Origin of the sequence: Kocuria sp. UBA5001 (assembly GCF_002398425.1) — a bacterium.
Lineage (GTDB): Bacteria > Actinomycetota > Actinomycetes > Actinomycetales > Micrococcaceae > Kocuria > Kocuria salsicia.
The window spans coordinates 4,300-30,505 of sequence record NZ_DGYR01000003.1; the positions used below are offsets into that span (position 1 = coordinate 4,300).

At 70.1% G+C, this 26,206-nt stretch carries 25 protein-coding genes; 12 read left to right on the top strand and 13 right to left on the bottom strand.

Going from position 1 to position 26,206, the window contains the following annotated elements; all coding sequences use genetic code 11:
- The coding region (locus B3G12_RS02360) for a 3-hydroxyacyl-CoA dehydrogenase NAD-binding domain-containing protein (RefSeq protein WP_290498909.1) at window positions 1–1,493 on the bottom strand (1,493 nt) is incomplete at its 3' end.
- A 141-nt stretch (window positions 1,494–1,634) separates the two neighbouring features.
- Here B3G12_RS02360 and B3G12_RS02365 point away from each other — a divergent pair.
- Window positions 1,635–2,207 carry a GNAT family N-acetyltransferase gene (locus tag B3G12_RS02365; protein WP_145011792.1) on the top strand — a complete coding sequence of 191 codons (573 nt, stop codon included), beginning with the start codon at window positions 1,635–1,637 and terminating at the stop codon, window positions 2,205–2,207.
- On the opposite strand, the gene B3G12_RS02370 is transcribed toward B3G12_RS02365, so the two are convergent.
- Window positions 2,204–2,977 (bottom strand): TetR/AcrR family transcriptional regulator, encoded by a 774-nt coding sequence (locus tag B3G12_RS02370; RefSeq protein WP_186366762.1) that lies wholly within the window; start codon window positions 2,975–2,977, stop codon window positions 2,204–2,206. The genes B3G12_RS02365 and B3G12_RS02370 overlap by 4 nt on opposite strands.
- 280 nt (window positions 2,978–3,257) lie before the next feature.
- Between B3G12_RS02370 and B3G12_RS02375 the strand changes: the two genes are divergently transcribed.
- The 4 genes from B3G12_RS02375 to B3G12_RS02390 all read left to right on the top strand — a co-directional run bounded on the left by B3G12_RS02375 (window position 3,258) and on the right by B3G12_RS02390 (window position 8,695).
- Window positions 3,258–4,892: a peptide ABC transporter substrate-binding protein gene (locus B3G12_RS02375; protein WP_144943246.1), complete on the top strand. Its 1,635-nt coding sequence runs from the start codon at window positions 3,258–3,260 to the stop codon at window positions 4,890–4,892.
- Window positions 4,893–4,981: 89 nt separating this feature from the next.
- Window positions 4,982–5,908, top strand: a complete 927-nt coding sequence (locus B3G12_RS02380) for an ABC transporter permease (protein ID WP_145011786.1) — start codon at window positions 4,982–4,984, stop codon at window positions 5,906–5,908.
- Window positions 5,901–7,001 (top strand): ABC transporter permease, encoded by a 1,101-nt coding sequence (locus B3G12_RS02385; RefSeq protein ID WP_145011783.1) that lies wholly within the window; start codon window positions 5,901–5,903, stop codon window positions 6,999–7,001. The genes B3G12_RS02380 and B3G12_RS02385 overlap by 8 nt, the downstream gene beginning before the upstream one ends.
- A complete protein-coding gene (locus tag B3G12_RS02390) occupies window positions 7,001–8,695 on the top strand; it encodes a dipeptide ABC transporter ATP-binding protein (protein WP_144943245.1) in 1,695 nt (564 codons plus the stop codon). Before B3G12_RS02385 ends, B3G12_RS02390 begins: the two co-directional genes overlap by 1 nt.
- A 219-nt stretch (window positions 8,696–8,914) precedes the next feature.
- Here B3G12_RS02390 and B3G12_RS02395 read toward each other — a convergent pair whose 3' ends face one another.
- Both B3G12_RS02395 and B3G12_RS02400 read right to left on the bottom strand, forming a co-directional pair.
- The gene (locus B3G12_RS02395) at window positions 8,915–9,829 is read right to left on the bottom strand and encodes an SMP-30/gluconolactonase/LRE family protein (protein WP_145011781.1); all 915 of its coding nucleotides are present in this window, start codon (window positions 9,827–9,829) and stop codon (window positions 8,915–8,917) included.
- On the bottom strand, window positions 9,826–10,260 hold the full coding sequence (locus B3G12_RS02400) for an acyl-CoA thioesterase (RefSeq protein ID WP_144943243.1): 435 nt from the start codon (window positions 10,258–10,260) through the stop codon (window positions 9,826–9,828). Before B3G12_RS02400 ends, B3G12_RS02395 begins: the two co-directional genes overlap by 4 nt.
- A gap of 63 nt (window positions 10,261–10,323) precedes the next feature.
- On the opposite strand from B3G12_RS02400, the gene B3G12_RS02405 reads away from it, so the two are divergent.
- Complete coding sequence (locus B3G12_RS02405) at window positions 10,324–10,785, top strand: hypothetical protein (RefSeq protein WP_186366761.1); 462 nt, start codon at window positions 10,324–10,326, stop codon at window positions 10,783–10,785.
- A gap of 72 nt (window positions 10,786–10,857) precedes the next feature.
- Here the strand turns inward: B3G12_RS02405 and B3G12_RS02410 are convergent, their stop codons facing one another.
- Both B3G12_RS02410 and B3G12_RS02415 read right to left on the bottom strand, forming a co-directional pair.
- Window positions 10,858–12,423: an amino acid permease gene (locus tag B3G12_RS02410; protein ID WP_290498914.1), complete on the bottom strand. Its 1,566-nt coding sequence runs from the start codon at window positions 12,421–12,423 to the stop codon at window positions 10,858–10,860.
- Between the two features lie 221 nt (window positions 12,424–12,644).
- Complete coding sequence (locus B3G12_RS02415; protein WP_144943242.1) at window positions 12,645–12,950, bottom strand: YdeI/OmpD-associated family protein; 306 nt, start codon at window positions 12,948–12,950, stop codon at window positions 12,645–12,647.
- Between the two features lie 191 nt (window positions 12,951–13,141).
- On the opposite strand from B3G12_RS02415, the gene B3G12_RS02420 reads away from it, so the two are divergent.
- Window positions 13,142–13,405: a hypothetical protein gene (locus tag B3G12_RS02420; protein ID WP_186366760.1), complete on the top strand. Its 264-nt coding sequence runs from the start codon at window positions 13,142–13,144 to the stop codon at window positions 13,403–13,405.
- 77 nt (window positions 13,406–13,482) lie between these two features.
- Window positions 13,483–13,980 (top strand): GNAT family N-acetyltransferase, encoded by a 498-nt coding sequence (locus B3G12_RS02425; protein WP_290498916.1) that lies wholly within the window; start codon window positions 13,483–13,485, stop codon window positions 13,978–13,980.
- A gap of 118 nt (window positions 13,981–14,098) precedes the next feature.
- On the opposite strand, the gene B3G12_RS02430 is transcribed toward B3G12_RS02425, so the two are convergent.
- Genes B3G12_RS02430 through B3G12_RS02440 form a run of 3 tightly spaced genes read right to left on the bottom strand, consistent with a single transcriptional unit; the run spans window position 14,099 to window position 16,575 of the window.
- Window positions 14,099–14,605 (bottom strand): MarR family winged helix-turn-helix transcriptional regulator, encoded by a 507-nt coding sequence (locus B3G12_RS02430; protein WP_244944888.1) that lies wholly within the window; start codon window positions 14,603–14,605, stop codon window positions 14,099–14,101.
- Window positions 14,606–14,610: 5 nt separating this feature from the next.
- On the bottom strand, window positions 14,611–15,357 hold the full coding sequence (locus tag B3G12_RS02435; protein WP_144943239.1) for a CE1759 family FMN reductase: 747 nt from the start codon (window positions 15,355–15,357) through the stop codon (window positions 14,611–14,613).
- Window positions 15,358–15,393: 36 nt separating this feature from the next.
- Window positions 15,394–16,575 carry an LLM class flavin-dependent oxidoreductase gene (locus B3G12_RS02440; protein WP_126874595.1) on the bottom strand — a complete coding sequence of 394 codons (1,182 nt, stop codon included), beginning with the start codon at window positions 16,573–16,575 and terminating at the stop codon, window positions 15,394–15,396.
- Window positions 16,576–16,734: 159 nt separating this feature from the next.
- Between B3G12_RS02440 and B3G12_RS02445 the strand changes: the two genes are divergently transcribed.
- The 4 genes from B3G12_RS02445 to B3G12_RS02460 all read left to right on the top strand — a co-directional run bounded on the left by B3G12_RS02445 (window position 16,735) and on the right by B3G12_RS02460 (window position 21,726).
- The gene (locus B3G12_RS02445) at window positions 16,735–17,493 is read left to right on the top strand and encodes a LamB/YcsF family protein (protein ID WP_145011771.1); all 759 of its coding nucleotides are present in this window, start codon (window positions 16,735–16,737) and stop codon (window positions 17,491–17,493) included.
- Window positions 17,490–19,283, top strand: coding sequence for a carboxyltransferase domain-containing protein (locus B3G12_RS02450; RefSeq protein WP_145011768.1), 1,794 nt, complete (start codon window positions 17,490–17,492; stop codon window positions 19,281–19,283). The genes B3G12_RS02445 and B3G12_RS02450 overlap by 4 nt, the downstream gene beginning before the upstream one ends.
- A complete protein-coding gene (locus tag B3G12_RS02455) occupies window positions 19,280–21,025 on the top strand; it encodes an acetyl/propionyl/methylcrotonyl-CoA carboxylase subunit alpha (protein WP_144943235.1) in 1,746 nt (581 codons plus the stop codon). The genes B3G12_RS02450 and B3G12_RS02455 overlap by 4 nt, the downstream gene beginning before the upstream one ends.
- 77 nt (window positions 21,026–21,102) lie before the next feature.
- Window positions 21,103–21,726: a GntR family transcriptional regulator gene (locus B3G12_RS02460; protein ID WP_244944887.1), complete on the top strand. Its 624-nt coding sequence runs from the start codon at window positions 21,103–21,105 to the stop codon at window positions 21,724–21,726.
- Between the two features lie 20 nt (window positions 21,727–21,746).
- Here the strand turns inward: B3G12_RS02460 and B3G12_RS02465 are convergent, their stop codons facing one another.
- From B3G12_RS02465 to B3G12_RS02480, 4 genes are all read right to left on the bottom strand, one after another.
- Window positions 21,747–22,559, bottom strand: coding sequence for a putative hydro-lyase (locus B3G12_RS02465; protein ID WP_414672720.1), 813 nt, complete (start codon window positions 22,557–22,559; stop codon window positions 21,747–21,749).
- Window positions 22,550–23,857, bottom strand: a complete 1,308-nt coding sequence (locus B3G12_RS02470) for an NRAMP family divalent metal transporter (protein WP_244944886.1) — start codon at window positions 23,855–23,857, stop codon at window positions 22,550–22,552. The genes B3G12_RS02465 and B3G12_RS02470 overlap by 10 nt, the downstream gene beginning before the upstream one ends.
- 211 nt (window positions 23,858–24,068) lie before the next feature.
- Window positions 24,069–24,545, bottom strand: coding sequence for a DUF4870 domain-containing protein (locus B3G12_RS02475; RefSeq protein WP_144943233.1), 477 nt, complete (start codon window positions 24,543–24,545; stop codon window positions 24,069–24,071).
- Between the two features lie 70 nt (window positions 24,546–24,615).
- On the bottom strand, window positions 24,616–26,196 hold the full coding sequence (locus B3G12_RS02480; protein WP_145011766.1) for a DUF3533 domain-containing protein: 1,581 nt from the start codon (window positions 26,194–26,196) through the stop codon (window positions 24,616–24,618).
- Window positions 26,197–26,206: the final 10 nt, after the last annotated feature.

The following is a 26,206-nucleotide window of genomic DNA, read 5'->3' on the forward strand; positions in this document are numbered from 1 at the left end:
ATGCGGCGCATCTTGGCGGCGAGGTCGAACGCGGTGGCCAGGGTGGAGTCGTCCGTCTTCTCGCCCGCGATGATCTCGAGCAGCGGGGTGACCTCCACCGGGTTGAAAACGTGGAAGCCCACGAGGCGCTCCGGGTGCTTGAGATCCCGGCCCATCTCCGTGATGGACAGTGAGGAGGTGTTGGTGGCGAGGATCGCGTCCTCACGGATCACCGGCTCCCACTGGGCGAAGACCTGGCGCTTGACGTCCATCTCCTCGAAGACGGCCTCGATCACGAAGTCCGCGTCCGCGAGGTCCTCAGGGCTCTTCGCGCCGGTGATCAGCGCACCGAGCTGCTGCGCCTTCTCCTCGCTCATGCGCCCCTTCTGGGCCTGGGCGAGGAAACGCTCGCGGGTGCGCTGCACACCGGCCTCGAGACGCTCGTCGTCGAGGTCCGTCATCACCACGGGGATGCCGGCGCCCTGCGCGAGCAGGGACGCGAGCTGGCCCGCCATCAGGCCCGCGCCGATCACGGCGGCCTTCCGGATCTCGCGGACCGGGGCGTCCGGGACGTTGGCGGCCTGCTTGCTGCGGGCGCTCACGAGCTCGAACGCGTACAGGGACGCGCGGGCGGGCTCCGACTGCACGATCTCCTTGAACACCTCGACGGCGGCGGCGCCGTTGGCCTCGCGGGACTCGGTGCGCGCACGGCCCACGAGCTCGATGGCGGCCACCGGCCCGGGAGCCGCACCGTGCCAGGCCTTCTCAGCCTTCGCGGCGGCCTTCTCCACGGCGGCGTCCCAGGTCTGGGCGTCCTCCGCGGTGCGGCGGGGCTCGTGCTTGCCCTCCAGGGCCTCCACGACCCAGTTCTGCCAGGACGTCTCCCACTCGTCGGTGCCGGGAGCGCCGTCCAGCACCGCGTCCACAAGCCCGATCTCCGCGGCCTTGGCGGGGTTGAGGTTCTTGCCCCTCATGGAGTCCGTGACGATCACGTTCAGCGCGGCCTCCGCTCCCACGAGGTGCGGCAGCAGGTAGACGCCACCCCAGCCCGGGAAGAAGCCCAGGTGGCACTCCGGCAGGCCCATGGGGGCCTTGCCCGCGGTGGAGAGGCGGTAGTCCGTGTGCAGCGCCAGCTCCATGCCCCCGCCCAAGGCCACGCCCGTGATGAGCGAGAACGTGGGGACGTCCATCTCCGCGAGGACACCGAAGGCGTCGTGGCCCGAGCCCACGTACTCGTCCGAGGTGCCGCTGAGCTGCGCCGCGCGGATCTCCTTGAGGTTGGCGCCCGCGCCGAAGGACTTGGTGTTGCCCGTGACGACCACGGCCTCCACCTCGGAGGTGTCGATCGCCGAGAGCTCACGCTGCAGGTCCCGCATGGCTGCGGAGCCCCAGATCACGAGGCCGTTGGGGGCGGTCGAGTCCAGGGACACCAGCGCAATGGGCTTCTCCCGGCCGGGCAGCACCGGCCGGGTCACGGTGATGGTCACGGTGGACGGGAAGGACTGTTCGCTCACGCTTGCGCTCCTGTGTCTCAGCAAGGGGGTGGTGTGGACCACATAACTGCGGCTCAGTTTGCCCTGAGACGCAGTCTCACGTCAAGACATGCGGTGTCACCGCGTACCGTCCCCGCAAGGGCCCTGGATAGGCTGGGCGCGATGACTCTCCAGCTGCCGTTGCGTTCCGGCCGCCTGCAGTTGCGGTGGCCCACAGAAGCCGACATCGAACCCATGCACTCCTACCAGTCCCGCGAGGACTACGCGGTCTTCGCCTGGCGAGCGCCGCGGGACCTCGACCACGTGGTGCGCACCGTCGAGGCCCACCGGGGGCCGCGGGACTGGGCCCACGACGGGGACAGCCTGCGGCTCGCGCTCTCACCCCGGGATTCCGAGGAGCTGGTGGGGGAGATCGCGCTGACGCTCGTGGACGCGCAGTCCGCCCAGGTGGAGATCGGCTGGGCCCTGCACCCGGACCACACCGGCCGGGGATACGCGAGCGAGGCGGCCGGCACTGCCGTGGACCTGGCCTTCGAGCGGCTCGGTGCCCACCGCGTCTTCGCCCGCCTGGACAGTCTCAACACGGCCTCGGCCAGGGTCTGCGAACGTCTGGGCATGCGCCACGAGGCCACCCTGCACGAGAGCCACCGGCAGCTGGGCGAGTGGCGCGACGAGCTGCTCTACGCCGTCCTGGAGTCGGAACGGCGCGCGAGCCGTGAGAGGCGCGCGGACTAGGAGCGCAACGCCTCGTACACGGACCGCGCGGCGCGCTCCGCGGCGACCTGCGGGTCCGTGCCCTGCGGGACCACGACGACGATCGGCGCGGGCCCCTCCGAGGCGGCGGCGACGTCGTCACCCCCGGCCTCCCGGGAGATCGTGCCCGACGCGGGCACCGGGTCTACCGGGCCGAGAGCACCTCTCGCCGGTGACCCGACGCCGAAGACCGAGCACAGCCACGCCACCCGCTGGCTGAGCGAGGCGGCGAGCTGCTCACCGCCGGCCGGGCTCGGATCCCGCAGCCACGTGCGCAGGAAGGCATTGTGCACCGCCACCGTGGCCGCCGCGAGCGCGACCGCCGTGACCCTGCGGTCCTCGGAGGGGGCCAGCGCGTCCCGCAGGAACGCCTGGAACACACGCTCGTAGCGCGAGGACATGGCGATCTCGCGGTCCCGCAGCGACTCCACGCCCTGCAGCAGGTCGTGCCGGGCGACGGCACGTTCCGTGTGGTCGAGGTGGTGGCGGAACACGAGCTGCGCGCCCTCCACGAGTCCCCTGCGCGGGGAGAGGCCGGACCGGTGCAGCAGCACCTCGAGGCGCTCCAGCGTGGCGGCGTGGTCTGCGAAGACCATGTCCTCCTTGCTGCCGTACTTGCGGAAGAAGGTGGCGCGGCTGATCCCGGCGGCCTGGGCCAGCTGCTCCACCGTGGTCTCCAGGTACCCGTGGTCGGCGAGCATGCGGACGGAACGCGTCACCACGTCCTCGGACTCGCCGTGCGACTGTCTCACCTGGACCTCCTCGGACCGGCAGCGGGCTCTTGCACCGAGAGTAGCGGCAATGAGACGCAGTCGCACGCGGGTGGAGTTCCGCGCCGGGAGAGGCCCCGCGGTCGACGCGGCGAACACGCCCGATAGCAGCGCCGCACGACACATGAGCTGGGATACACTCACGTGTGTTCTGGGCCATAAGCCCAGCACCGATCCCAGGATGTCGTCATATCCATTCCATTCGAATTCCCGGACGCTGGCCTCAAGAGCCGCCGGTCCACTTCGCTTTTGAGGAGGCGAGATGCGACTTTCCCGCATTTCCAAGACTCTGGGCATCGCCGCTGTGGCGAGCCTTTCCCTGACCGCCTGCGGTGGCGGCGGTTCCGACGAGGCGGCCGACGGCAGCGCCGTCATCACCGCGGACAGCGTGGAGCCCCAGAACCCACTGGTGCCCACCAACACCACCGAGACCGGTGGCGGCGTGGTCATCCAGCAGATCTTCAACGGCCTGGTGACCTACGACTCCGAGGGCAAGACCCAGAACGACCTCGCGGAGTCCATCGAGTCCAAGGACAAGCAGACCTGGACCATCAAGATCAAGCCGGACATGAAGTTCACCAACGGCGAGGCGATCACCGCCCAGAGTTTCGTGGACTCCTGGAACTACGGCGCCGCAGCCAAGAACGCCCAGGGCGCCGCGAGCTTCTTCGAGCCCATCGAGGGCTACGAGACGGTCTCCGCCGAGGGCAGCACCGAGGACAAGATGTCCGGGCTGAAGGCCGTGGACGACACCACCTTCACCGTCAAGCTGGTCGCCCCGCAGTCGGACTTCGAGCAGCGCCTGGGCTACACCGCGTTCGCGCCGATGCCCTCCTCCGCGTTCAAGGACATGAAGGCGTTCGGCGAGAACCCCGTGGGCTACGGCCCCTACAAGATGGCCAAGGAAGGTGCCTGGCAGCACAACTCCGCCATCGACCTCGTCAAGAACGACGACTACAAGGGCCCGGAGGAAGCCAAGAACGGCGGCATCACCTTCAAGCTGTACCAGAACCCGGACACCGCCTACCAGGATCTGATCTCCAACAACCTGGACGTCCTGCAGCAGGTCCCCACCGGCGCGCTCGGCAACTACAAGTCCGACCTCGGCGACCGCTACTCGGACAAGCCCTACGCCGGCATCCAGACGCTCGCCGTCCCGGAGTACCAGGACAACTGGAAGGGCGAGGCCGGCAAGCTGCGCCGCCAGGCCCTGTCCATGGCCATCGACCGCCAGGAGATCACCAAGGTGATCTTCAATGAGACGCGCTCCCCGGCCACCGACTTCACCGCCCCCACCATCGAGGGCTACGACGAGAACCTCCCGAACTCCGAGAACACAAAGTTCAACAAGGACAAGGCCAAGGAGCTGTGGGACAAGGCTGAGAAGATCCAGCCCTACGACAAGTCCCAGACGCTGACCATCGCCTTCAACGCGGACGCCGGCGGCCACAAGAAGTGGGTGGACGCCGTCGCCAACCAGATCAAGAACAACCTGGGCATCGAGGTCGAGGGCAAGTCCTACTCCACCTTCAAGGAGCTGCGCAGCGAGGCCAAGGCCGGCAAGCTGACCGGCGCCACCCGCTCCGGCTGGCAGGCCGACTACCCCTCCATGTACAACTTCATGGGCCCCACCTTCACCAAGGGCGCCGCCTCCAACGACTCGCGGTACGACAACCCGAAGTTCGAGGACACCCTGAACTCCGGCCTCGAGGCCAAGACCACCGAGGACGGTGTGAAGAAGTTCCAGGAGGCCGACTCCATGCTCCTGGAGGACCTGCCCTCGATCCCGCTCTGGTACAACCAGGCCAACACGGCGTGGTCCGAGAACGTCTCCGGCGTGGACACCGGCTGGGACGGCGTTCCCGAGTACTACAAGGTCGAGAAGACCAAGAGCTGATCCGCTGACCTCCTGACGCACACCACGCAGCGGGGAGACACCGCAACCCGGTGTCTCCCCGTTGCCACTTCTCCCGATAGGAGCGCCCCTTGGCCTGGTACCTGGTCAAAAGACTCCTGCAGCTGATCCCCGTGTTCTTGGGCGCCACGCTGCTGGTCTACTTCCTGGTCTTCATGACCCCCGGTGATCCGCTGGACGCGCTGTGCGGGGACAAGGGCTGCACGCCCGGTGTCGCCGCCGCGCTCACCAAGCAGTACCACCTGGACGACCCCTTCTTCATGCAGTACTTCCACTACATCGGCAACCTGCTCACCGGCGACCTCGGAGTGAACTTCTCTGGGCGCGAGGTCAGCAGCGTCCTCGCGGACGCCTTCCCCGCCACCATCCGCCTCGCAATCATCGCGCTGATCTTCGAGGCGATCTTCGGCATCACCTTCGGCCTGTACGCCGGGCTGAAGAAGGGCGGCTGGTTCGACTCGACCGTCCTGGTGCTGTCCCTGGTGGTCATCGCCGTGCCGATCTTCGTGCTCGGCTTCGTGATGCAGTACTTCGTGGGCGTCAAGTGGGGCCTCGCGAAGCCCACCGTCTCCGGCGCCGCGGACTGGAGCGACCTGATCCTGCCCGGCATCGTGCTGGGACTCGTCTCCTTCGCCCAGGTGCTGCGCCTGACCCGCACCGCCGTGTCGGAGAACGCCAGCGCGGACTACGTCCGCACCGCCACCGCCAAGGGCCTGACCCGTGGACGCGTGGTGCGGGTGCACATCCTGCGCAACTCCATGATCCCCGTGGCGACCTTCCTGGGCATGGACCTGGGCGCCCTGATGGGCGGAGCGATCGTCACCGAGGGCATCTTCAACGTCCCGGGCATCGGCAACCAGCTGTACAAAGCACTGACCCTCGGCGACGCACCCATGGTGGTCTCCGTGGTGTCCGTGATGGTCATCATCTTCTGTGTGGCCAACCTGGTCGTCGATCTCCTGTACGCCTGGCTCGACCCGAGGATCCGTTATGCGTGAGGCCAACATGGAAAACAACGACGCCGCGGACCGGGACCTGGATCCCGAGGCCCGCGCCCACGAAGCGGCCATGCGAGAGATCGCGGACACCGCCGACACCCCGGCCGGATCCCATCAGAAGGACCTGGGCGGGCTGAGCACCGGCATCATGATGGAGCACTTCGTCGCAGACGTGGGGAGCACTCCCGTCACCGCCACGGACTCCCGCTCTGCCGAGGGTGCCCCTGTGAGCCTGTGGCGCGACGCCTGGCGGCAGCTGCGCAAGAAGCCCACGTTCGTCATTGCCGCGCTGCTGATCGTCCTGGTGATCGTGGTGGCGCTGTTCCCGCAGCTGTTCTGGACGGAGAACCCGTCCGCGGCCGCCACCCAGTGCCTGCTGGAGAACTCCAACGGCAAGGCCTCCGCGGGTCACCCCATGGGCTTCACCGCCCAGGGTTGCGATGTGTACTCGCGCGTGATCGCCGGGACCCGGGCCTCGCTGATGGTGGGCCTGTTCACCACCATCGGCGTGGTGGTCATCGGCGGGATCATCGGTGCGCTCGCCGGCTACTTCGGCGGCTGGATCGACGGCGTGCTCGCCCGCCTGGGCGACGTCTTCTTCGCGCTGCCCCTGATCCTGGGCGCCCTAGTGGTCATGCAGCTGCCGTTCTTCAAGGCCCACCGAGGGGTCTGGACCCTGGTGGTGGTGCTCGTGCTCTTCGGCTGGCCACAGATCGCGCGCATCATGCGAGGTGCCGTGGTCGAGGTGCGCAACGCGGACTACGTGGTCAGCGCCCGCTCCCTGGGGGTCTCCTCCCTGGGGATCCTGATGCGCCACATCATCCCCAACGCGATGGCCCCGGTGATCGTGATCGCCACGATCTCCCTGGGCACGTTCATCGTCGCCGAGTCCACTCTGTCCTACCTCGGCATCGGACTGCCGCCCGGCATGATGAGCTGGGGCAACGACATCTCGGACGCGAAGGACGCCTTCCGCTCCAACCCGATGCCCGTATTTTGGCCCGGCCTGGCACTGTCGTTGACCGTCCTGAGCTTCATCATGCTCGGTGACGCGCTGCGTGATGCCCTGGATCCGAAGGCCCGGAAGAAGTGATGAGCATGTCGCAGGAGACCCAGGATAAGAACCGCCCCCTGCTGGAGGTGCGCGATCTCGGGATCGCCTTCACCACCGCCACGGGCGAGGTCCAGGCCGTCAAGAACTCGAACTTCACCGTGATGCCCGGTGAGACCGTGGCGATCGTGGGCGAGTCCGGTTCGGGCAAGTCCACCTCGGCGCTGGCCGCGATCGGGCTGCTGCCCGCCAACGGCCGTGTGAACTCGGGGCAGATCATCTTCGACGGCGAGGACATCACCCACGCCAGCGAGAAGCGCAAGGTGGGGCTGCGCGGCAGCCAGATCGGCATGGTGCCCCAGGACCCGATGTCCAACCTGAACCCGGTGTGGAAGGTGGGCTTCCAGGTTCGGGAGACCCTCAAGGCCAACGGTCTGCCGTCCTCTGACGCGGACGTGGCCCGGGTGCTCAGCCAAGCCGGCCTGCCAGACGCGGAGAAGCGCGCCAAGCAGTACCCGCACGAGTTCTCCGGCGGCATGCGCCAGCGCGCGCTGATCTCCATCGGGCTCTCGTGCCAGCCGCGGCTGCTGATCGCGGACGAGCCCACGTCAGCTCTGGACGTGACCGTGCAGCGCACCATCCTGGACCACCTCCGGAAGATGACCGACGAGCTGGGCACCGCCGTGCTGCTCATCACGCACGACCTCGGTCTGGCGGCCGAGCGGGCCCAGAAGGTCGTGGTGATGTACAAGGGCGAGGTCGTGGAGGCGGGACCGGCGCTGCAGCTGCTGCGCAACCCGCGCCACCCCTACACCCAAAAGCTCGTGGAGTCGGCGCCCTCGCTGGCCTCCCGGCGCATCCAGGTGGCCCGCAGCCGCGGCCAGGAGGCGGAAGACCTCCTGGCCGAGCGCCCCAGGACCTCGATGCAGGCCACACTGAAGCAGGACTTCGTGCGGGTCGAGGACCTCACCAAGGTGTACAAGCTGCGCGGCTCGTGGGGCCGTTCCGAGGACTTCACCGCGGTGGACCACGTGTCCTTCTCCATCCCGCGCGGCACGACCACCGCGGTGGTCGGGGAGTCCGGCTCCGGCAAGTCCACCGTGGCCAAGATGATGCTCGGGCTGGAACCCATCACCTCCGGCACGATCAACTTCGACGGCCAGGACGTGGCCCAGCTGCGTGGGCGCAAGCTGTTCGCGTTCCGCCGGCGGGTGCAGCCCATCTTCCAGGACCCGTACGGCTCCCTGGACCCGATGTACAACATCTACCGCACCATCGAGGAACCGCTGAGGGTCCACGGAGTCGGCTCGGGCAAAGAGCGGGAGAAGAAGGTCCGCGAGCTGATGGACCAGGTCTCCCTGCCCCAGTCGATGCTCGCACGCTACCCGAACGAGCTCTCCGGCGGGCAGCGTCAGCGCGTGGCGATCGCCCGCGCCCTGGCCCTGAACCCGGAGCTCGTGGTGTGCGACGAGGCGGTCTCCGCGCTGGACGTGCTCGTGCAGGCGCAGATCCTCAACCTGCTGGCCGAGCTGCAGCACGAGCTGGGTCTGACGTACCTGTTCATCACCCACGACCTCGCGGTGGTCCGTCAGATAGCGGACAACGTGTGCGTCATGGAGCGGGGCAAGCTGCTCGAGACCGGTTCCACGGACGCCGTGTTCGAGAACCCGCAGACCGAGTACACGCAGAAGCTGCTGGCCGCGATCCCCGGGGCGGGACTGATGAACGCCGTCTGAGCAGGTTCTGCTCCCCGCCGTCGCCCTCCGTGGCACAGCGGGGAGCACGCAGCGCCCGGCGCCACGATCCACGTGGCACCGGGCGCTGCGCTCGTCTGGCTTCGGTGTCTGCCTCGCGGCCGAGGCCCCCACGGGATCTCGACGCCGGGCACACCGCATGCGCGCTTCGTCCATCCCACCGCCGGCCCCCACCCAGAGGCCAGCCCGGGCCTCGAGAGGTCAGCCCGCGAACGCCCTCGTGACCTGCCCGGGCACCGCCACGCGCACCGAGTAGAGGGACCCCGCCGTGGGCTGGACGTCCGCGGGGAGGTTCTCGCGCGACGTCGTGATGTAGAGCGTGCGCAGGTCCTCCCCGCCCAGGGTGCAGGCCGTGACCTGCTTGGCACCCACCGAGACCACCGTGTCCAGGGTGCCGTCCGGCAGGTACCGGTGCACCTGGCCGGAGCCGTTGAGCGCGGTCCACACCGCGCCCTCCGAGTCCACGGTCAGGCCGTCCGGGTTGGCTGTGACGCTGCCCGGCTCGTACTGTTCGCCAGGATCCGTGGCGGCCGCAGCGGCGTCGTCGTCCACCACGGGGCGCACGAAGCTGCGCCGGTTCTGCAGCCCCGCCTCCGGGAACCAGTCGAAGACCACGACCTCGTGCGAGGGTGTGTCGTTGTAGTAGGCGAGTGCGCCGTCCGGGGACCACGCGATGCCGTTGGAGATGGTGACGTTCTCGAGCACCGGCTCCCAGTCCAGGTCCGGGGCCACCCGGTAGAGGGTTGCCTCACCCTCGGCCTGGTCGTAGGCCATGGACCCCACGTAGAACGAGCCGTCCGGGGCCACACCGCCCTCGTTCATCCGCACGTCCGGGGTGTCCCACAGGGTCACCTCGCGCTGGAACGTGCCCTCGCGGTCCGTGAGGACGACGCCGCGCTCCACGGCGATGATCTGGCCTCCGGTCTCGCGCGGGCGCACGCACGCGGCCACCGCCCCGACGTCCTGCCGGCGCGGCTCGTCCAGCGGGCCGAACGTCATGACGTCCCCGGCGAGCATGTCCACCCAGGCCAGTCCGCCCCACTCGGCGCTCCAGCACGGGCCCTCTCCGTGGTAGGTCCAGGACGGTGTGATCCTCTGCGCGGTCAGCTTCTTCACTGCTGTGGCCTCCTCAGGCTGCTGGGGGTGGGAATCCGGTCCCGGTCGTACGTGATCTCCGTGTAACCGTGCGGGGTGGGCTGGCCGTCCTCCCCCAGGTTCACGAACACGATCTTGTCGATGCTCAGGATCAGCTCACCCGTGATGACGTTGCGGACCTGCGCCCGCATGGTCAGGGATGTGCGTCCGAACGCGGTGGCGGTCAGGCCCATCTCGATGATGTCGCCCTGCACCGCGGAGGCCACGAACTCGATCTCCGACATGTACTTGGTGACCGCCCGCCGGTTGCCCAGCTGCACGATCGCGTAGATCGCGGCCTCCTCGTCGATCCACCGCAGCAGCGACCCCCCGAAGAGGGTGCCGTTCGCGTTGAGGTCCTCGGGCTTCACCCATTTGCGGGTCCGGAATGTGATGTCCCCTGGCTGCTCCATGGCTCAACCCTATGCGGGAGCGGGCAGGCGCGGGGAACGACCCGCACGACGTCGTGCGCCATCATGGACGCAAGACCGTCACCTCCCGGGCCGCGTCCGGCGGCCTCCCGGGCCAGGACGCCGCTGAGCGCCGGCGCGTTCGTCGCGATCCTCAGCGCCGCCGGGATCCTGCTCGGAGCCACCACGAGCATCTTTCCGATGCTGCTCACCGGCATGGGCCTGCTCGGCCAGGGGCTGCTCGCCGCAGCACTGCTGCTCACCGGGTTCGGCGCGGAGCACCACGGCCTCGTGCTGACCGCGCTGGTCCTGCTGGGGCTGGGCTGGTCCGCGTCCACGGTCTCCAGGACCACCATGGTCACCGAAACCGTGCAGACCCAGGAGCGCCCCGCACTGCAGGGCACCTCCGACCTGGCCATGAACCTGTGCGGGGGCGGCGGGCGGAGCCCTCGCTGGCCCGGTGCTCTCCCTTGTGGGGGTTCGCGGGGCTGGGCGCCGTGGCGCTCGACTTCGTCCCCGTCCTCGTGATCACTACGACGACGCTGCGCGCCCACTGAGCGCGCAGGCCGGCTCGGTGGGGCCGCCCACGCAGCGCACGGACTACGGCAGCTCCAGGTCGTCCACGCGCCCGCTGCTGCCGGGGCGCTCGTCGCGACGTCGCCCGCGCTCGGCCACGGACGAGCTCACGACCACGGGGAAAGCACCCGTGTAGCCCTCGCGCTCGGCGGCGATGGCGCGCACGCGGTCCCGCACCAGGAACCAGCCGACGATCAGCACGGGGACCACCACGGCCATCGAGGCCACGGTGAGGGTACCCAGCGGGTAGTCCAGCGCCACGAGGATCATCACGCCCACGAGGAACGCCATGGTGAGCCAGTTGGTGTACGGCGCGAACGGCGCACGGTACGCGGGGCGCTGGTAGAGGCCCTGTTTGGAGAGCCGCACGAACTTCTGGTGCGGCAGGGTGATGGCGGCCCAGCCCACCAGGATGCCGATCGCGGAGATGTTCAGCACGATGCTGAACGCCTCCTCCGGGACGTAGTAGTTGAGGATGACGCCCAGCGCCCCCACGCCCACCGTGAGCAGGATGCCGCCCGCGGGAACACCCGAGCGCGTCATCTTCCCGGTGAACTTGGGCGCGGAACCGGCCATGGCCATGGAGTGCACGATCCGGCCCGTGGAGTACAGGCCCGCGTTGAGCGAGGACAGCGCCGCGGTGATCACCACGAGCTGCATGATGGGCCCGATGCCGTCGATGCCGATGGAGCTGAAGAACGTGACGAACGGGGACTCGTCCGCCGAGTACGCCGTGTACGGCAGCAGCAGCGTGAGCAGCAGGATGGAGCCCACGTAGAACAGCGCGATGCGCAGGATCACCGTGTTGATGGCCTTGGGAATGGTCTTGCGCGGGTCCTGGGTCTCACCGGCGGTGATGCCCACCAGCTCGATGCCCGAGTACGCGAACACCACGCCCTGCGAGACCACCAGGGCGGGGAGCAGACCGTTGGGGAAGATCCCGCCGTTCTCACTGATCAGGGAGAACCCGGTGGGCGCACCCGTGGGGGTCCCGAAGAGCACGAACGCCACGCCCACGACCAGGAAGACCACGAGCGCGGAGACCTTGACCACGGCGAACCAGAACTCCATCTCCCCGAAGACCTTCACGGAGATGAGGTTGGTGATCATCACGACCACCAGCACCACCGCGGCCAGCAGCCACTGGGGCAGGTCCGCGACGAACTGGCTGTACTGCCCGAACCACTTGACGTAGATGGCCATGGCGGTGGCGTCCACCACCGTGGTGGACGCCCACGAGAGCCAGTACATCCAGCCCACGAAGTACGCGCTCTTCTCGCCGTAGAACTCGCGCGTGTAGGAGACGAAGGAGCCTGAGGACGGCCGGTGCATCACCAGCTCCCCGAGCTGGCGCAGGATCAGGTAGCCGAAGAACCCAGCCACCGCGTACAGCAGGAACAGGGCGGGCCCGGCGTCCGCCAGACCACCACCGGCCCCCAGGAACAGACCCGTGCCGATGGAGCTGCCGATCGCGATCATGTTGATCTGGCGCGCGGTGAGTCCCTTGCTGTACCCCTCCTGCTCGGCGACGTACTGGTTGTTCGACTCGGCGCGGCTCGTGGGCGTCGTGTCGGAGGAGCTCGAGTCCATGCGAGTACACCTTCGGTCGAGACGGGCATCGCGCACCCGCCGTTGACCGGCAGTGTGCACAGAGGAAGCCTAAGCGCTCAGTCAGCTGTTCATCGGCTGCGGCACACCCGCTCTTCGCCCGGACGCGGCTGCCGTGCGGCCCGCTGCCCCCGAGCGGTCCCCCGGGAACCCGTGCGAAGGGACTCCTGGGCACCGCGAGGACGGCGACAGTCCGGTCGGGCTCAGCGGCCCGTGCGCTCGCGGTGTTTGCAGCCGGGCCAGCAGCACGGGCGGCGCTTGCCCTCGTGCATCTCCTCACCCGTGCGGCGGATGCGCCGGGCGCGGGTCTCGGGCTTCTTGGCGTCCTCCACCCAGCACACGAACTCGTTGCGCCCCAGCGGGGTGAGTCCGCGCCACAGCTGCGCGGTCTCCGGCTCGGCCAGCAGCGCGCTCGCGAGGTCGGCGGGCAGCTCGTGGACCACGCCTCCGGGCAGGTCGCTCGCCACCGTGCCGGCGGCCGTGGTGGTGGTCCTGGGTGTTTCGGTCACGGTGTGCTCCCTGCCGCGGTCGATCGGTGAGGCGCGTCCTCATCACCGGCAGTGTGCCACGGGCACGGGGTGGGCACCAGGCGTCGAGCACTCCCCCGGGGCCTCCTGTCCGTCTGCGCTGCGCGTCAGCTCTCACCAGGGGCCAGCAGCCTCGCGCCACAGGACCCGCGAAAGTCGGGCCCGCAGGAGCAGTGCCTAGTGGGACGGTGTGCCCGGACTGTCTCACTAGGCCTCTTCGTGCCATCTCGTCGGGACTGCTGCACGACGTTGACGGGTACATCGCAGCACCCACCGCCTACCGCACCGTGGACGACCTCACCGCCGCGGGACTGGTCCGCCACGAGCCGTCGGTCAAGGTGGAGGGACAGAAGGTCTGGTTGGTTCCGGCGGTCCTGACGGCGCTGGACGAGTTCGCCGAGCGGGCGGGCCGCCGCACCTACGGCTCCGGTGGATGAACACTCTGTGACCGGGACCAAGACTGCCCAGCCGGCACGGGGTGGGCACCACACGGCATCCGTGCCAGCATGGCGACATGCCACTGACGCTGCGATTCCCCACGGCCGAGGACGAGACGGCGGTCCGCGCGCTGCACGAGCAGCTGCTGGCCGACGACTTCTCCTTCGTGCTGGACGAGGGCACGTGGTCCGACGTGCTGGACGCCGTGGAGCACGCGTCCCGGGGAGAGAACCTGGCACCGGGGTTCGTCCGGGCGGACTACCTGCTCGCGGAGGTGGCCGGTGAGGTGGTGGGCAGAAGCTCCATCCGGTACGCCCTCACCGACTACCTCCTCCGCGTGGGCGGCCACGTGGGCTACGCCGTGGGCCCTGCGTTCCGGCGCCGCGGCTACGCCACGGAGATCCTGCGGCAGTCCGTGGCGCGGCTCAACGCAGCGGGGGTCGACCGCGTGCTGGTCGTGTGCGCGGACGACAACGCCGCCTCCGCCGCGACGATCGAGGCCTGTGGCGGGGTGCTGGAGAACGTGGTCCCGGACAGGGACGGCCGCCCGGTCCGCCGCTACTGGATCGGCTGAGGGAACGAGCCCGCGGCGGGCACCCTCCCGCTTCTGCGCGCCACCACCCCGACGGCTGCTGGCGTGCATTCCACCAGCGGCATGGGCTCCCCTGGGCTGCTCGGGCTCCCCCGAGCGGTCAGGCCTCCCCCAGCCCCCGCGCGACCCGGCCCATGAGATCACCGAGCCGGGCGACGTCGTCGTCCGTCAGCGACGCGAAGAACAGCTCCTCCACGTCCCGCGCGTGGGCGGGGCGCAGCCGCCGGAACGCCTGCACTCCCTCCGCGGTGAGCACCGCCTCCCAGCCGCGGCCGTCGCCCTCGGCACGACGCCGCTGCACCCAGCCCCGCTCGCACAGCACCCTGACCTGGTAGTTCAGCCGCGACGGCGAGAAGACCAGGCGCCGCGCCAGCTCGCCCAGGCGCATGCGGCGCCCGGGGGCCTCGTAGAGCAGCAGGAGCAGCTGGTACTCCATGGTCGAGCAGCCCTGCGCCTTGAGCCGCTCCTCGATCCTGGCGGTCAGCCGCGCCGTGGTCTCGAAGTAGAGCCGCCACGTTTCCCAGCGATCGGGCCTCTCCGCGCCGGTGGTCGTCCCCGCGGCGGCCGGCTCAAAACGGTCCTCGGGATGGCGTGCTTCTGTGGGCATGGAGCTCATCCTCGCACCGCCGCCAGCAGGTCCTCGAAGTTCGGCACCGCGGCGAACTCGTCCCGCACGGAGCGATCCGGGCGCGGCGGCGCGTTCCGCCGGGCCCCCACGGGCTCGGTGGAGGCACCGTCCGCGGCGGAGGCGCCGTCCTCCGTGGCCCCCGAACCGGCCCCTGCCGCGTGGCCCGGCCCGGCGACGTCGTGGCCGGGAGTCCCGACCCCGAGCATCCCGGCGAGCGCGGCACCGGACCGCTCGATGCGGGACTGCAGGGAGGCGTCAGCCCAGTCCTCCGTGGCGGCGTACACGCCGATGGGCAGCGTGAGCGCCTTGAGGTAGCTGAACAGCGGGCGCAGGGCGGTGTCCAGGACCAGCGAGTGCCGCGGGGACCCTCCGGTCGCGGCCACGACCGTGGGCAGGTTCTCCAGGGCGCCCTCGTCGAAGAGGTCGAAGAACGCCTTGAACAGCCCCGAGTAGCTCGCCTTGTAGGTGGGCGTGGCCGCCACCAGGGCGTCCGCGGTGAGCACGGCGTCCAGCGCGTCCTGCACGGGGGCCGGAGCCATGCCCGTGAGCATGGCGTCCGTGATCCCGTGGGCGACGTCCCGCAGGTTGACCAGGCGCACCTCGGGCTCGGGGGCGCCGTCACGGCTGACGACGTCGCTCGCGGCCTGCGCGATCGCCCGCGCCAGGCGCGTGGTGGACGCGTCCTCCGACAGTCCCGCGGTCACCACCGCGATGCTCCGACGATCAGTCATGGTGCGCTCTCCTCGTGTCCTGCGTGTCTCGTTCTTCTACTTGCTGCTGTCCTGCTGCGCGTTCGCCGCGGCCTCGGCCTTGGCGGCGCGGTCCTTCGCGGCCTGCGAGTCCGGGCCGCCACCGGGGATCGGGTCCTTGCCCGCCGCGTGCCGCGCAACCAGGGACTCGTGGGTGGGGGCCTCCGGCACGTGCGCGGGACGCAGGGAGTCGAACTCCTTGCGCAGCACCGGGAAGACCTCTTCCCCGAGCATGTCCATCTGCTCCAGGACCATCTTCAGCGGCAGACCGGCGTGGTCCACCAGGAACAGCTGGCGCTGGTAGTCACCGGCGTAGTCCCGGAAGGACAGCGTGCGCTCGATGACCTGCTGGGGCGAGCCCACGGTCAACGGAGTCTGCTCCATGAAGCTCTCGAGCGACGGACCGTGACCGTACACCGGCGCGTTGTCGAAGTACGGGCGGAACTGCCGCACGGCGTCCTGCGAGTTCTTGGCCATGAACGTCTGACCGCCCAGGCCCACGATCGCCTGGTCCGCGGAGCCGTGGCCGTAGTACTCGTAGCGCTGACGGTAGAACGCCACCATCCGCTCGGTGTGCTCCTTGTTCCAGAAGATGTTGTTGTGGAAGAAGCCGTCACCGTAGAACGCGGCCTGCTCCGGGATCTCCGGGGAGCGGATGGAGCCGTGCCACACGAACGGCGGGACGTCGTCCATCGGCCGGGGCGTGGAGGTGAACCCCTGCAGCGGCGTGCGGAAGCGCCCGGAGAAGTTCACGTTCTCCTCGCGCCACAGCTTGTGCAGCAGCTGGTAGTTCTCCACGGCCAGCGGGATGCCCTGGCGGATGTCCTTGCCGAACCACGGGTACACGGGCCCGGTGTTGCCACGGCCCAGGGTCAGGTCCACACGGCCGTCCGCGAGGTGCTGCGCGTAGGCGTAGTCCTCCGCGATCCGCACGGGGTCCGTGGTGGTGATCAGGGTGGTGGCGGTGCTCAGCTGGATCTTCTCCGTCTGGGCGGCGACCGCACCCATGAGCACCGGCGGGTTGGCGGGAGCGGCGAACGGCGGGTTGTGGTGCTGGCCCGTGGCGAACACGTCCATGCCCAGCTCCTCGGCCTTCCTGGCCATGGCCACCGTGGCCTTGATGCGCTCGTGCTCCGTGGGGGTCTTGCCCGTGGTGGGGTCGGTGGTCACGTCACCGATGGTGAAAATACCGAGTTGCATTGCCTTCTCCTCCTCGTGGCGAGGCCTTCGTCCATCTACTTCAAATTTGAAGTACCTGTGTAAGGACGGGGCGCGGGGAAATATTCCCCGGTGGATTGTTGAACAATTTGTCCTCGGTCAGGCATGCTGGTGGGACACGCAGTGAGACGGAGGTCACGCATGACGGTCATGGATCTGAACAGCGACGTGGGCGAGTCGTTCGGCAGCTGGAGGATGGGGGACGACGCCGCGGTCTTCCGCTCGGTCTCCAGCGCCAACGTAGCGTGCGGCTTCCACGCCGGGGACCCGTCCGTGATGGCGCAGACGTGCCGGGACGCCGTCGCCGCAGCAGTCACCGTGGGCGCGCACGTGGCCTACCGGGACCTCGCGGGCTTCGGCCGCCGCTTCCTGGACTGCTCCCCCACTGAGCTCGCCGACGACGTCCTCTACCAGATGGGTGCGCTGGAGGCTGTGGCCCGCGCCGCCGGGACCCGCGTGAGCTACGTGAAGCCCCACGGGGCCCTCTACAACACGATTGCCCACCACGAGAGCCACGCGCAGGCCGTGGTGGACGCCGTCCGGGCCTTCGGCGGAGACCTCCCCCTGCTCCTGCTGCCCGGTTCCGTGGCACTGTCGAAGGCCGAGCGAGCGGGACTGCGCGCGGTCACGGAGGCCTTCGCGGACCGCGGTTACACCCCGGACGGACGACTGGTCTCCCGGCGTGAGGAGGGTGCGGTGCTGCACGACGCCGCTGAGGTCACCGAGCGCATGGTCCGCCTGGCGCAGGACGGCACGCTCACCGCAGTGGACGGCTCCACCGTGCGGATCGCCGCCGAGAGCATCTGCGTGCACGGGGACACCCCCGGCGCAGCCGCCATGGCCGCCGAGGTCCGCCGCGGACTCGAGGACGCCGGCATCACCATCCGGTCCTTCGCATGAGCACCGGGTCGTCGCCGTCGCAGGACCGCCCCGTGCCCGCCGTACGGTGGGCCGGGAGCGAGGCGTTCCTGCTGGACTGCGGGAGCCTGCCCGAGGTGGTGCGCTGGCACGCCCACCTCGCGGCCCACCCGTTCCCCGGTCAGGTGGACGTGCTCGCAGCGGCCACCACCGTGCTGGTCTCCTTCGCCTCGGCCCGCACCGCGCACGCAGCGGCGAACACCGTCGGCTCCGTGACCCCCGCCGAGTCCGCCGGAGAGCAGGGCAGGACCGTGGAGATCCCGGTGGTCTACGACGGCGAGGACCTCGCGGAGGTCGCCCGGCTCACCGGCCTCGGCGAGCACGGCGTGGTCGAGGCGCACACCGGCGCGCCGTGGACCGCGGCGTTCGGGGGCTTCGCACCGGGCTTCGCGTACCTCACCGCGCCGGGCGACCCGCTGGACGTCCCCCGCAGGGACAGCCCGCGCACCGCCGTACCCGCGGGATCGGTGGCACTCGCCGGCACCTTCTCCGCCGTCTACCCGCGCAGCTCCCCCGGGGGCTGGCAGCTGATCGGCCGCACGGACGCGGTGCTGTGGGACGAGACCCGCGAGCCCCCCGCCCTGATCCGCCCGGGAGACACGGTGCACTACCGGGCCGTGCGCGAACTGGTCACGGTGGCCGACGCCGCCGCACCGGCCCGCCCCTCCCCCGCGGCGCACGCCCTGGTGGTCGAGGAACCTGGGATGCAGACGCTCGTCCAGGACCTCGGCCGCTCCGGGCGCGGGGATCTGGGCGTTCCCTCCTCCGGTGCGGCGGACCGCACCAGCGCGGTGCAGGCGAACCGGCTCGTAGGCAACGACGCCTCCGCCGCGGTCCTGGAGCTCACCGTCGGCGGACTGTCCGTCACGGCCCGCGGGCACCACGTGCTCGCGCTCGCCGGGGCGCCCGTCACGGGGACGATCACCCGGTCGGAGGAGGCTTCCCCGGCACGACCCGGCCCGTCGACGACCGCCGCCGGCACGGCGGGGCCGGGCACCGCTGCGGACGGTGGCCCCGCAACGGTGGAGGAGGCGGCGCAGGAAACCGCGTCGGTCGCGGAGACCGAGCCGACCGGCCACGTCCGGAGCGTCCCGTTCTGTGCACCCTTCGCGCTGTACGACGGTGAACGACTCCGCCTGGACTCCGCATCCCGCGGGCTGCGCTGCTGCGTGGCCGTGCGCGGCGGCCTGGACCTCCCGGAGGTGCTGGGCAGCCGCTCCACAGACGTGCTCTCCGGAACCGGCCCGGACCCCGTGGCCACCGGGGACGTGCTGCCCGTGCGCCCCGCCCCGGAGGGACGCGCCGTCGGCGAGCCCGAGCCACCCGAGGTGGACGTCCCGGCCCGGGGCGAGACGGTCACCCTGCGCGTTGCCCCCGGGCCACGAGACGACTGGTTCACCCCGGAGTCCCTTACCACCCTCACCGCCCGGACGTGGCGCGTGGCCACCAACTCCAACCGCGTGGGCGTGCGCTTCGAAGAGCCGCGGGACGGCCCGGTCCTCGAACGGGCCCGCACCGAGGAGCTGGCGAGCGAGGGCGTGGTCACGGGTTCCTTGCAGGTGCCCCACTCAGGGGTTCCCGTCTTGTTCCTCGCAGACCACCCAGTGACCGGGGGCTACCCGGTGATCGGCGTCGTCGTCCCCCGGGACCTCGCGCTCGCCGCGCAGCTCGCCCCCGGGACGGACGTCCGCTTCGACGTAGCGGGTGCGGGCCGCACCCCACGGTCCCAGGCCACCCCGGACCAGACCACCTCGACAGGAGAATCCGTATGAAAAAGGTTCTGATCGCCAACCGCGGGGAGATCGCCGTGCGGATCGCGCGGGCGTGCGCGGACGAAGGGCTGACGTCCGTGGCCGTCTACTCGGAGCCGGACGCGGAGTCCTTCCACGTGCGCATGGCCGACGAGGCATATGCCCTGCCGGGGTCCTCCCCCGCAGAGACCTACCTGGACATCCCCACCGTGCTCGCGGTCGCGGAGCGCTCCGGGGCGGACGCCGTGCACCCGGGCTACGGGTTCCTGTCCGAGAACGCGGAGTTCGCGCGCGCCGTGGTGGCGGCAGGCCTCACGTGGATCGGCCCGGACGCGGACGTCATCGAGGCCCTCGGCAACAAGGTCACCGCTCGGGAGATCGCCGTGCGCGCGGGGGCCCCCCTCGTCCCGGGCACGGACGGACCCGTCCCGGACGCCGCCGAGGCGCGGGCCTTCGCCGAGGAGCACGGCCTGCCCATCGCCATCAAGGCCGCGTTCGGGGGCGGTGGCCGCGGCATGCGGATCGCCCGCGAGCTGGACGAGGTGGAGGGCGCGTTCGACGCCGCCGTGCGGGAGGCCACCGCCGCGTTCGGCCGGGGCGAGTGCTTCGTGGAGCGGTTCCTGGATCGCCCGCGGCACGTGGAGGCCCAGGTGGTCGCGGACACCCACGGCACCGTGACCGTGGTGGGCACCCGGGACTGCTCCCTGCAGCGCAGGCACCAGAAGCTCGTGGAGGAGGCCCCGGCGCCCTTCCTCACGGACGAGCAGCGCGCCACACTGCACGAGTCCGCCCGCGCGATCTGCCGCGAGGCGGGGTACACCGGCGCCGGAACGGTCGAGTACCTGGTGGCTCCGGACGGGCTGATCTCCTTCCTGGAGGTCAACACCCGCCTGCAGGTGGAGCACCCCGTGAGCGAGCAGACCTCCGGGGTGGACCTCGTGCGCGAACAGTTCCGCGTGGCGCGGGGCCTCCCCCTGAGCATCCCCGAGGACCCGGCGGCGCACGGCCACGCGTTCGAGTTCCGGCTCAACGCGGAGGACCCGGCCCTCGGATTCCTGCCCACCCCGGGCACCGTGGAGGCATTCGAGGCCCCCACGGGTGCGGGCGTGCGCGTGGACACCGGGGTGCGCTCCGGCTCCGTGGTGCCCGCCCAGTACGACTCTCTGCTGGCCAAGCTGATCGTGTGGGGCGAGGACCGTCAGCAGGCCCTCCTCCGCTCCCGCGCGGCGCTGCGCGAGCTCGTGGTCCGCGGGCTGCCCACCGTGATCCCGTTCCACCAGGCCGTGCTGGAGGAGGACGCCTTCACCTCTCAGGAGCGGCTGGGCGTCCACACCACGTGGATCGAGGACGAGTTCGCCCGGGATCTCGCGGCCTCCCCCTACCTGGCGCCGGCGGCCGGGCAGCGCAGCACATTCACCCTCGAGATCGACGGGCGCGCCGTGCGGGTGGGGCTTCCGGAGGAACTCGCGGACGCCCTGCTGCGCGGCGGCGCGAGCCCGGCGGTCGTGGGGCAGGCGGGGGCGGCGGCGTCCCCCGGCACAGGCGAGGACGACGCCGCGCTCACCGCCCCCATGAACGGCACCGTGGTCACGTGGCTGGTTTCCGACGGCGCGCAGGTGGACACCGGGCAGCCCGTGCTGGTGGTGGAGGCGATGAAGATGGAGACCCCGGTGCGCGCCCACCGCGGCGGCACGCTCTCACGCGCCGACGTGGCCGAGGGTGCCTCCGTGACCGCGGGGCAGACGCTCGCAGAGATCTCGTGAACGGCGCCGCGGGGGCCCACGAGGGCGTGGGCGGCACGGGCGGGAAGGGTGGGAGTGCCCCAGCACACTCTGGCGCAGTGCAGGCGAGCGCGCACGCCGCGGACCGGCTGCGCACCATGATCGCGGACGGCGCCCTGGCCCCGGGCGCGAAGCTCTCGGAACAGGCGCTGAGTGGAGAGCTGGGGATCTCGCGCAACACGCTGCGGGAGGCGTTCGCGATGCTGGCCGCGGAGAACCTCGTGGCGCGCCTGCCGAACAGGGGGGGCTTCGTGACCGATCCCACCGCCGACGACGTCCGCGACCTCTACGCCGCACGGCTCGTCCTCGAAACCGGCGCAGTGCTGTGGGGCGAGCTGGACGGGCCCGCCGTGGCAAGGCTGCGCGAGATCGTGGCTGCTGCGCTGACCGCCGTAGAGGCGGGGGACGCTCCCACCATGGCGGACGCGAATCAGCGTTTCCACCGGGAGATCGTGGCGGCGGCCGGTTCCCGCGCGCTGCTCGCGGAGATGGACAGGGCGCTGGCGCGGATGCGACTCGTGTTCCACGCGATGACGGACGAGCCCGGCTTTCACGCGGGCTACGCGCACCGCAACTCGGAGGTCCTCGCGGCACTGGAGGCCGGGGACCGTGCCCGTGCGGTCGAGCTGCTGCGGGACTCCCTGTCTGCGGCGCGGGACGAGATCCTCGCCCGCGTGGGTTGAGAGCCCGTCGTCAGAGCTGCTCAGGGCACCTGGTAGCTGCTGTCCCGGGCGTCCGTGACGAGCATGTGGCCGGGGGCGTGGGAGATCGCGAACGGCGGCCGGGACTCCACCACCGCGGCCTGCGGCGTGACCCCGCACGCCCAGAACACGGGGATCTCGCCGGGGGCGATCCGCACGGCGTCGCCGTAGTCCGGGGCGGTCAGGTCCGCGATGCCGAGCCCCGCCGGGTCCCCCACGTGCACCGGGGCACCGTGGACCACCGGGTAGCGCGAGGTGATGCGCACGGCGTCCGCCACGCGGTCCGCGGGCACCGGGCGCATCGAGACCACCAGCGGCCCCGAGAGCCGTCCGGCAGGTTCGCAGCGCCGGGACGTGCGGTACATGGGGACGTTCACGCCCTGGTCGATGTGCGCCATGCGGATCCCCTCGGCCATCAGGGCGTCCTCGAACGTGAACGAGCAGCCCAGCAGGAACGTCACCAGGTCCTCGCGCCAGTACGGCCTCGCATCCGCAGGCCGGGCCACCTCGCGGCCGTGCTCGTAGACCACGTACTGCGGCACGTCGGTGCGGATGTCCCCACCCGGCAGCAGCGGACCGGCGGTCCCCCCCGCGTCCAGCACACCGAGCACCGGGCAGGGCTTGGGGTTGCGCTGCGCGAAGAGCAGGACCTCGAAGGCCCAGTCCCGCGGCACGGCGAGCAGGTTGGCCTGCGCACACCCCGCCGCCCACCCGGCTGTGGGGCGCACGACGCCGCCGCGGAACCGCTCACGCGCCTGGGCCGGCGTGAGCGAGGAAACGGACGGTGCGGCGTCGTCCACGGTGATCACGCCCACAGCTTCGCGAGACCGGCCAGCGAGTTCCACGCGAGGTAGACCGTGAGCAGCCACGCGAGCACCCCCACGACCAGCAGCCACACGGGGTAGCGGTAGCCGTGCAGCAGGTCCCGTCGCCGCCAGCCCACCCACAGCAGGATCGCGAAGCCGAACGGGAGGATCAGCCCGTTGAACGCCCCTGCGAAGACGAGCAGGGTCTGCGGCGCCTTGCCGAGCACCAGGTAGAGCACCGCGCAGACCAGGATGAAGCCCACAGTGAGCAGGTTGCGGGTGCGCGTGCTGCCGGTGGAGGAGGTCACAAACGAGATGGACGTGAACGCCGCCCCGATCACGGAGGTCAGCGCGGCGGCCCACAGCACCACCCCGAAGATCCGCACGCCGATCTCCCCGGCGGCCGCGCCAAAAGCCTCGGCGGCCATGTTGTCCCCGGCCAGGGTCACGCCGCCGGCAACCACTCCGAAGATCGCGAGGAACAGCAGCACACGCATCACGCACGTGACCAGAATGCCCAGCACGGAGCTGCGGCTGACGGCGTTGACGTTCTCCACACCGCTCACGCCCGAGTCGATCATCCGGTGCGCACCCGAGTAGGTGATGTAGCCACCCACGGTGCCACCGATCAGTGTGGTGACCACCAGGAAGTCGACCTTCTCCGGCAGCACGGTGTTCTTCAGCGCCTCCCCCACGGGAGGTGCCGCCACGACCGCGACGTAGAGCATGAGCAGGATCATCACCGCGCCCAGCAGCACCACCATCCGGTCCAGCGCCAGGCCCGCGCGCTTGGACAGGAAGATGAGGATGGCCAGCACCACGGACACCGCGCCTCCGATCTTGGGGTCCAGCCCGAGCATTGCGTTCAGACCCAGGCCGGTGCCCGCGATGTTGCCGATGTTGAACACCGCACCGCCCAGGAACACGAGCGCGGCGAGCACGTATCCGGCACCGGGTAGGACGCTGTTGGCAAGCTCCTGCGCGCGAAGGCCCGAGACCCCGATGACCCGCCACACGTTCAGCTGGACCGCGATGTCCACCAGGATGGACAGCAGGATGGCGAATGCAAAGGCTGCACCCAGCTGCACCGTGAACACCGTGGTCTGGGTGATGAAGCCGGGGCCGATGGCGCTCGTGGCCATGAGGAACATCGCGCCCAGGAGCGCGCTGCGGTGGCCCTTAGCTCTCGGCCCAGCGGGCGCGGGCTGCCCCTGGGAGTCCCGGGAGTTCGCGACGTCGCGTGGCTGCCCGACGTCGTTCGGTTGAGGAGTGCCGTGGTGCTGCGGCTGGGACGCGGACGAGGACATCGATCCCTCCAGGGATTCACGTGAGCGGAGTCACACGGCTGCTGACATCAGCACTCTACAGGTTGTTCAACAATCAGCCAATAGATTGTTGAACAATGTCCCCAGCACGAAGAACGCCACCCCGGCGCGGAGGGTTCCGTGCCGGGGTGGCGTTGTCTAGCGCACGGCAGCCGGCGCGCGAGGGCGGCCGGACGGCGTCGTCGTCGTCGGATCAGTGCAGGATGGGCAGCTGCATCGGGTAGCGGTAGACCTCACCGCGGCTGGCCTTCACGGCCGCCATGATGTGACACACGAGCAGCATGATCCAGTACGCGGCGATCAGCACGATGCCCACCGGGATCAGGATGAACGTGAGGATGCAGATCCAGCCCACCACGTTGAGGAGCCAGAGCGTCACGTTGAAGTTGAACGCCCCGGCGGAGGCCGCACGCAGGAACGGGCTCTTGTCCTTGTAGATGAACCACACGATCAGCGGCCCCAGAAAACCGAGCCATCCCACGGACACGATCGCCGCGATGGGCCCCGAGAGGTGGGTCAGGATGGCGACGGTCTTCTCGTCGTCCTGCGGACCCGATGAACCCGTGCGGGGATCCCCCTGGTACTGCGCCGAGCGGGGATCCGGGCGCCCGGACCCATACCCGCCGTCGGAACGGTAGTCGGGGCGCGGTTGCTGCGGTTCGTAGCTCATCTTCTTCTCCCTGGGATCTTCCGCCCCGTCGTGACGTGCCCCGGGGCGGGGTTCGGTGCGTGCCTCCAGCCTAGGCGTGCGCGCCCTTGTGGGCAGGGGGGTTATCCGCACTCTTGCGGTGGTGCCGCTCCCCGGAAGCAGCGTGCGCGTCCTCCTCTGCGCTGTGCTTGCCCGGGCCGTCGCCGCCGCGCAGTCCGGCGAAACGGTCGTACAGCCACCCCCCGAGCAGACCCACCACGAGCGCGACCACCAGCATCACGAACAGGCCCACCAGGCCGGAGGTCAGACCCGCCTGGGGATCGGCGTCGAAGTACAGGGACGCGCGGATCGAGGTGAAGATGTGGTGCAGCGGCTCGACGGGGGCGATGCCGCGGAAGAATTCCGGGACCGCCTGCAGCGGCACCACGGCGCCGGCCGAGGGCAGACCCATGAACACCAGGTAGATCAGGCACAGCAGCATGCCCACGCTGCCGCCCACCGAGATCAGCGCCAGCACGATGGCCGAGACCACAGACATCGCCAGCCACCCGAGCAGGAACACCAGGAAACCGTTCGGAACCGGCATGCCGACCCCGGACGCCACCGTCATCATCAGCGCGGAGGTCGGGGCTGCGGCGACCACGAACGTCAGCCACTTCATGAGGAAGCCCACGGGGCGAGGCAGCACGGCGCGGGGGTAGTCCTTGAAGAAGGGGCCCATCTCGAACGGGGACATGCCCATGCGGCCGTCCATCAGCAGGTTCAGTGCCACGGAGCCGGAGAAGCCGACGACGAGAAGGAGGATCGAGTAGTAGAACGCACCCATACCCAGGGCCGTACCCTCCTCGAGGTCGTGGTAGGGCTCGGAGACCATCTGCACGGGATCCGCGAGGGTGTCCTTCGCCACCGAGCTGACCGTGGGGGAGAGTTCCTTGGCGATCTGCTCCACGGAAGCCTGCTGGGCCTGCTGGACCTGCTGAGCGAACTGCTGCACGGCGGGACCACCCTGCGCGGCGGAGCGCGAGAGCTGCTGCTGCTGGGCCTGCTGGCTCTCCTGCAGCTGCTGCAGCACCTTGTTGTAGGCCTGCTGCTCGGCGGGTTCGATGGAGGCGGTGAGCTGCTCTCCCACCTTCTTGCTGGCCTGCTGCACCCCGGGCTCGACGGCGCTCGTCGCCAGGCGGGTGCCCAGCGAACCCGCCTGCGGGTCCGTGTAGACGGTGACCTGAGGACGGGCGGCGTTGCCGTTGGTCAGCGAGCCCTCGACCAGTCCCACGGTGTCCTCGGAGAAGCTGTCCGGAATGACGACGGCGGCGTAGAGCTCGCCGCGGCCCAGCTGCTCCTGAGCTTCGTCCCAGGTGAGCTGGCGCAGGTCGATCTTGTCGTCCTCGGCCGCCTTGTCCGCGAACTCGCTGACGAGGTCGGTGCCGAGGTTCTGCTCCTTGGTCTTGCCGTCCGCCTGCGCGACCTCTGCCCCCTTGTCCTGGTTGATGACCGCGATCGGGAAGTCCTTGAAGTGCTTCTCGGGGTTCGACAGACCACCCAGGTACAGGGCGGTGCCGACAACCCCCACCGCGAGGATCGCGAGCATGGGGAGCAGCCAGAAGAGGGGTTGAGCGAAGGGCTTGCCGAGCCGGGCCCGGAAGCTGTTGGCGGGTGTGTGCTTGGGTGACACAGTTTCTCCT

Coding starts and splice junctions, on each gene's coding strand:
- B3G12_RS02435 (WP_144943239.1), bottom strand. CDS start 15,357: ATGACTGATCGTCGGAGCATCGCGGTGGTGACCGCGGGACTGTCGGAG.
- B3G12_RS02385 (WP_145011783.1), top strand. CDS start 5,901: ATGCGTGAGGCCAACATGGAAAACAACGACGCCGCGGACCGGGACCTG.
- B3G12_RS02405 (WP_186366761.1), top strand. CDS start 10,324: ATGGACGCAAGACCGTCACCTCCCGGGCCGCGTCCGGCGGCCTCCCGG.
- B3G12_RS02470 (WP_244944886.1), bottom strand. CDS start 23,857: ATGTCCTCGTCCGCGTCCCAGCCGCAGCACCACGGCACTCCTCAACCG.
- B3G12_RS02375 (WP_144943246.1), top strand. CDS start 3,258: ATGCGACTTTCCCGCATTTCCAAGACTCTGGGCATCGCCGCTGTGGCG.
- B3G12_RS02390 (WP_144943245.1), top strand. CDS start 7,001: ATGAGCATGTCGCAGGAGACCCAGGATAAGAACCGCCCCCTGCTGGAG.
- B3G12_RS02430 (WP_244944888.1), bottom strand. CDS start 14,605: ATGCCCACAGAAGCACGCCATCCCGAGGACCGTTTTGAGCCGGCCGCC.
- B3G12_RS02455 (WP_144943235.1), top strand. CDS start 19,280: ATGAAAAAGGTTCTGATCGCCAACCGCGGGGAGATCGCCGTGCGGATC.
- B3G12_RS02440 (WP_126874595.1), bottom strand. CDS start 16,575: ATGCAACTCGGTATTTTCACCATCGGTGACGTGACCACCGACCCCACC.
- B3G12_RS02410 (WP_290498914.1), bottom strand. CDS start 12,423: ATGGACTCGAGCTCCTCCGACACGACGCCCACGAGCCGCGCCGAGTCG.
- B3G12_RS02365 (WP_145011792.1), top strand. CDS start 1,635: ATGACTCTCCAGCTGCCGTTGCGTTCCGGCCGCCTGCAGTTGCGGTGG.
- B3G12_RS02425 (WP_290498916.1), top strand. CDS start 13,483: ATGCCACTGACGCTGCGATTCCCCACGGCCGAGGACGAGACGGCGGTC.
- B3G12_RS02445 (WP_145011771.1), top strand. CDS start 16,735: ATGACGGTCATGGATCTGAACAGCGACGTGGGCGAGTCGTTCGGCAGC.
- B3G12_RS02475 (WP_144943233.1), bottom strand. CDS start 24,545: ATGAGCTACGAACCGCAGCAACCGCGCCCCGACTACCGTTCCGACGGC.
- B3G12_RS02400 (WP_144943243.1), bottom strand. CDS start 10,260: ATGGAGCAGCCAGGGGACATCACATTCCGGACCCGCAAATGGGTGAAG.
- B3G12_RS02450 (WP_145011768.1), top strand. CDS start 17,490: ATGAGCACCGGGTCGTCGCCGTCGCAGGACCGCCCCGTGCCCGCCGTA.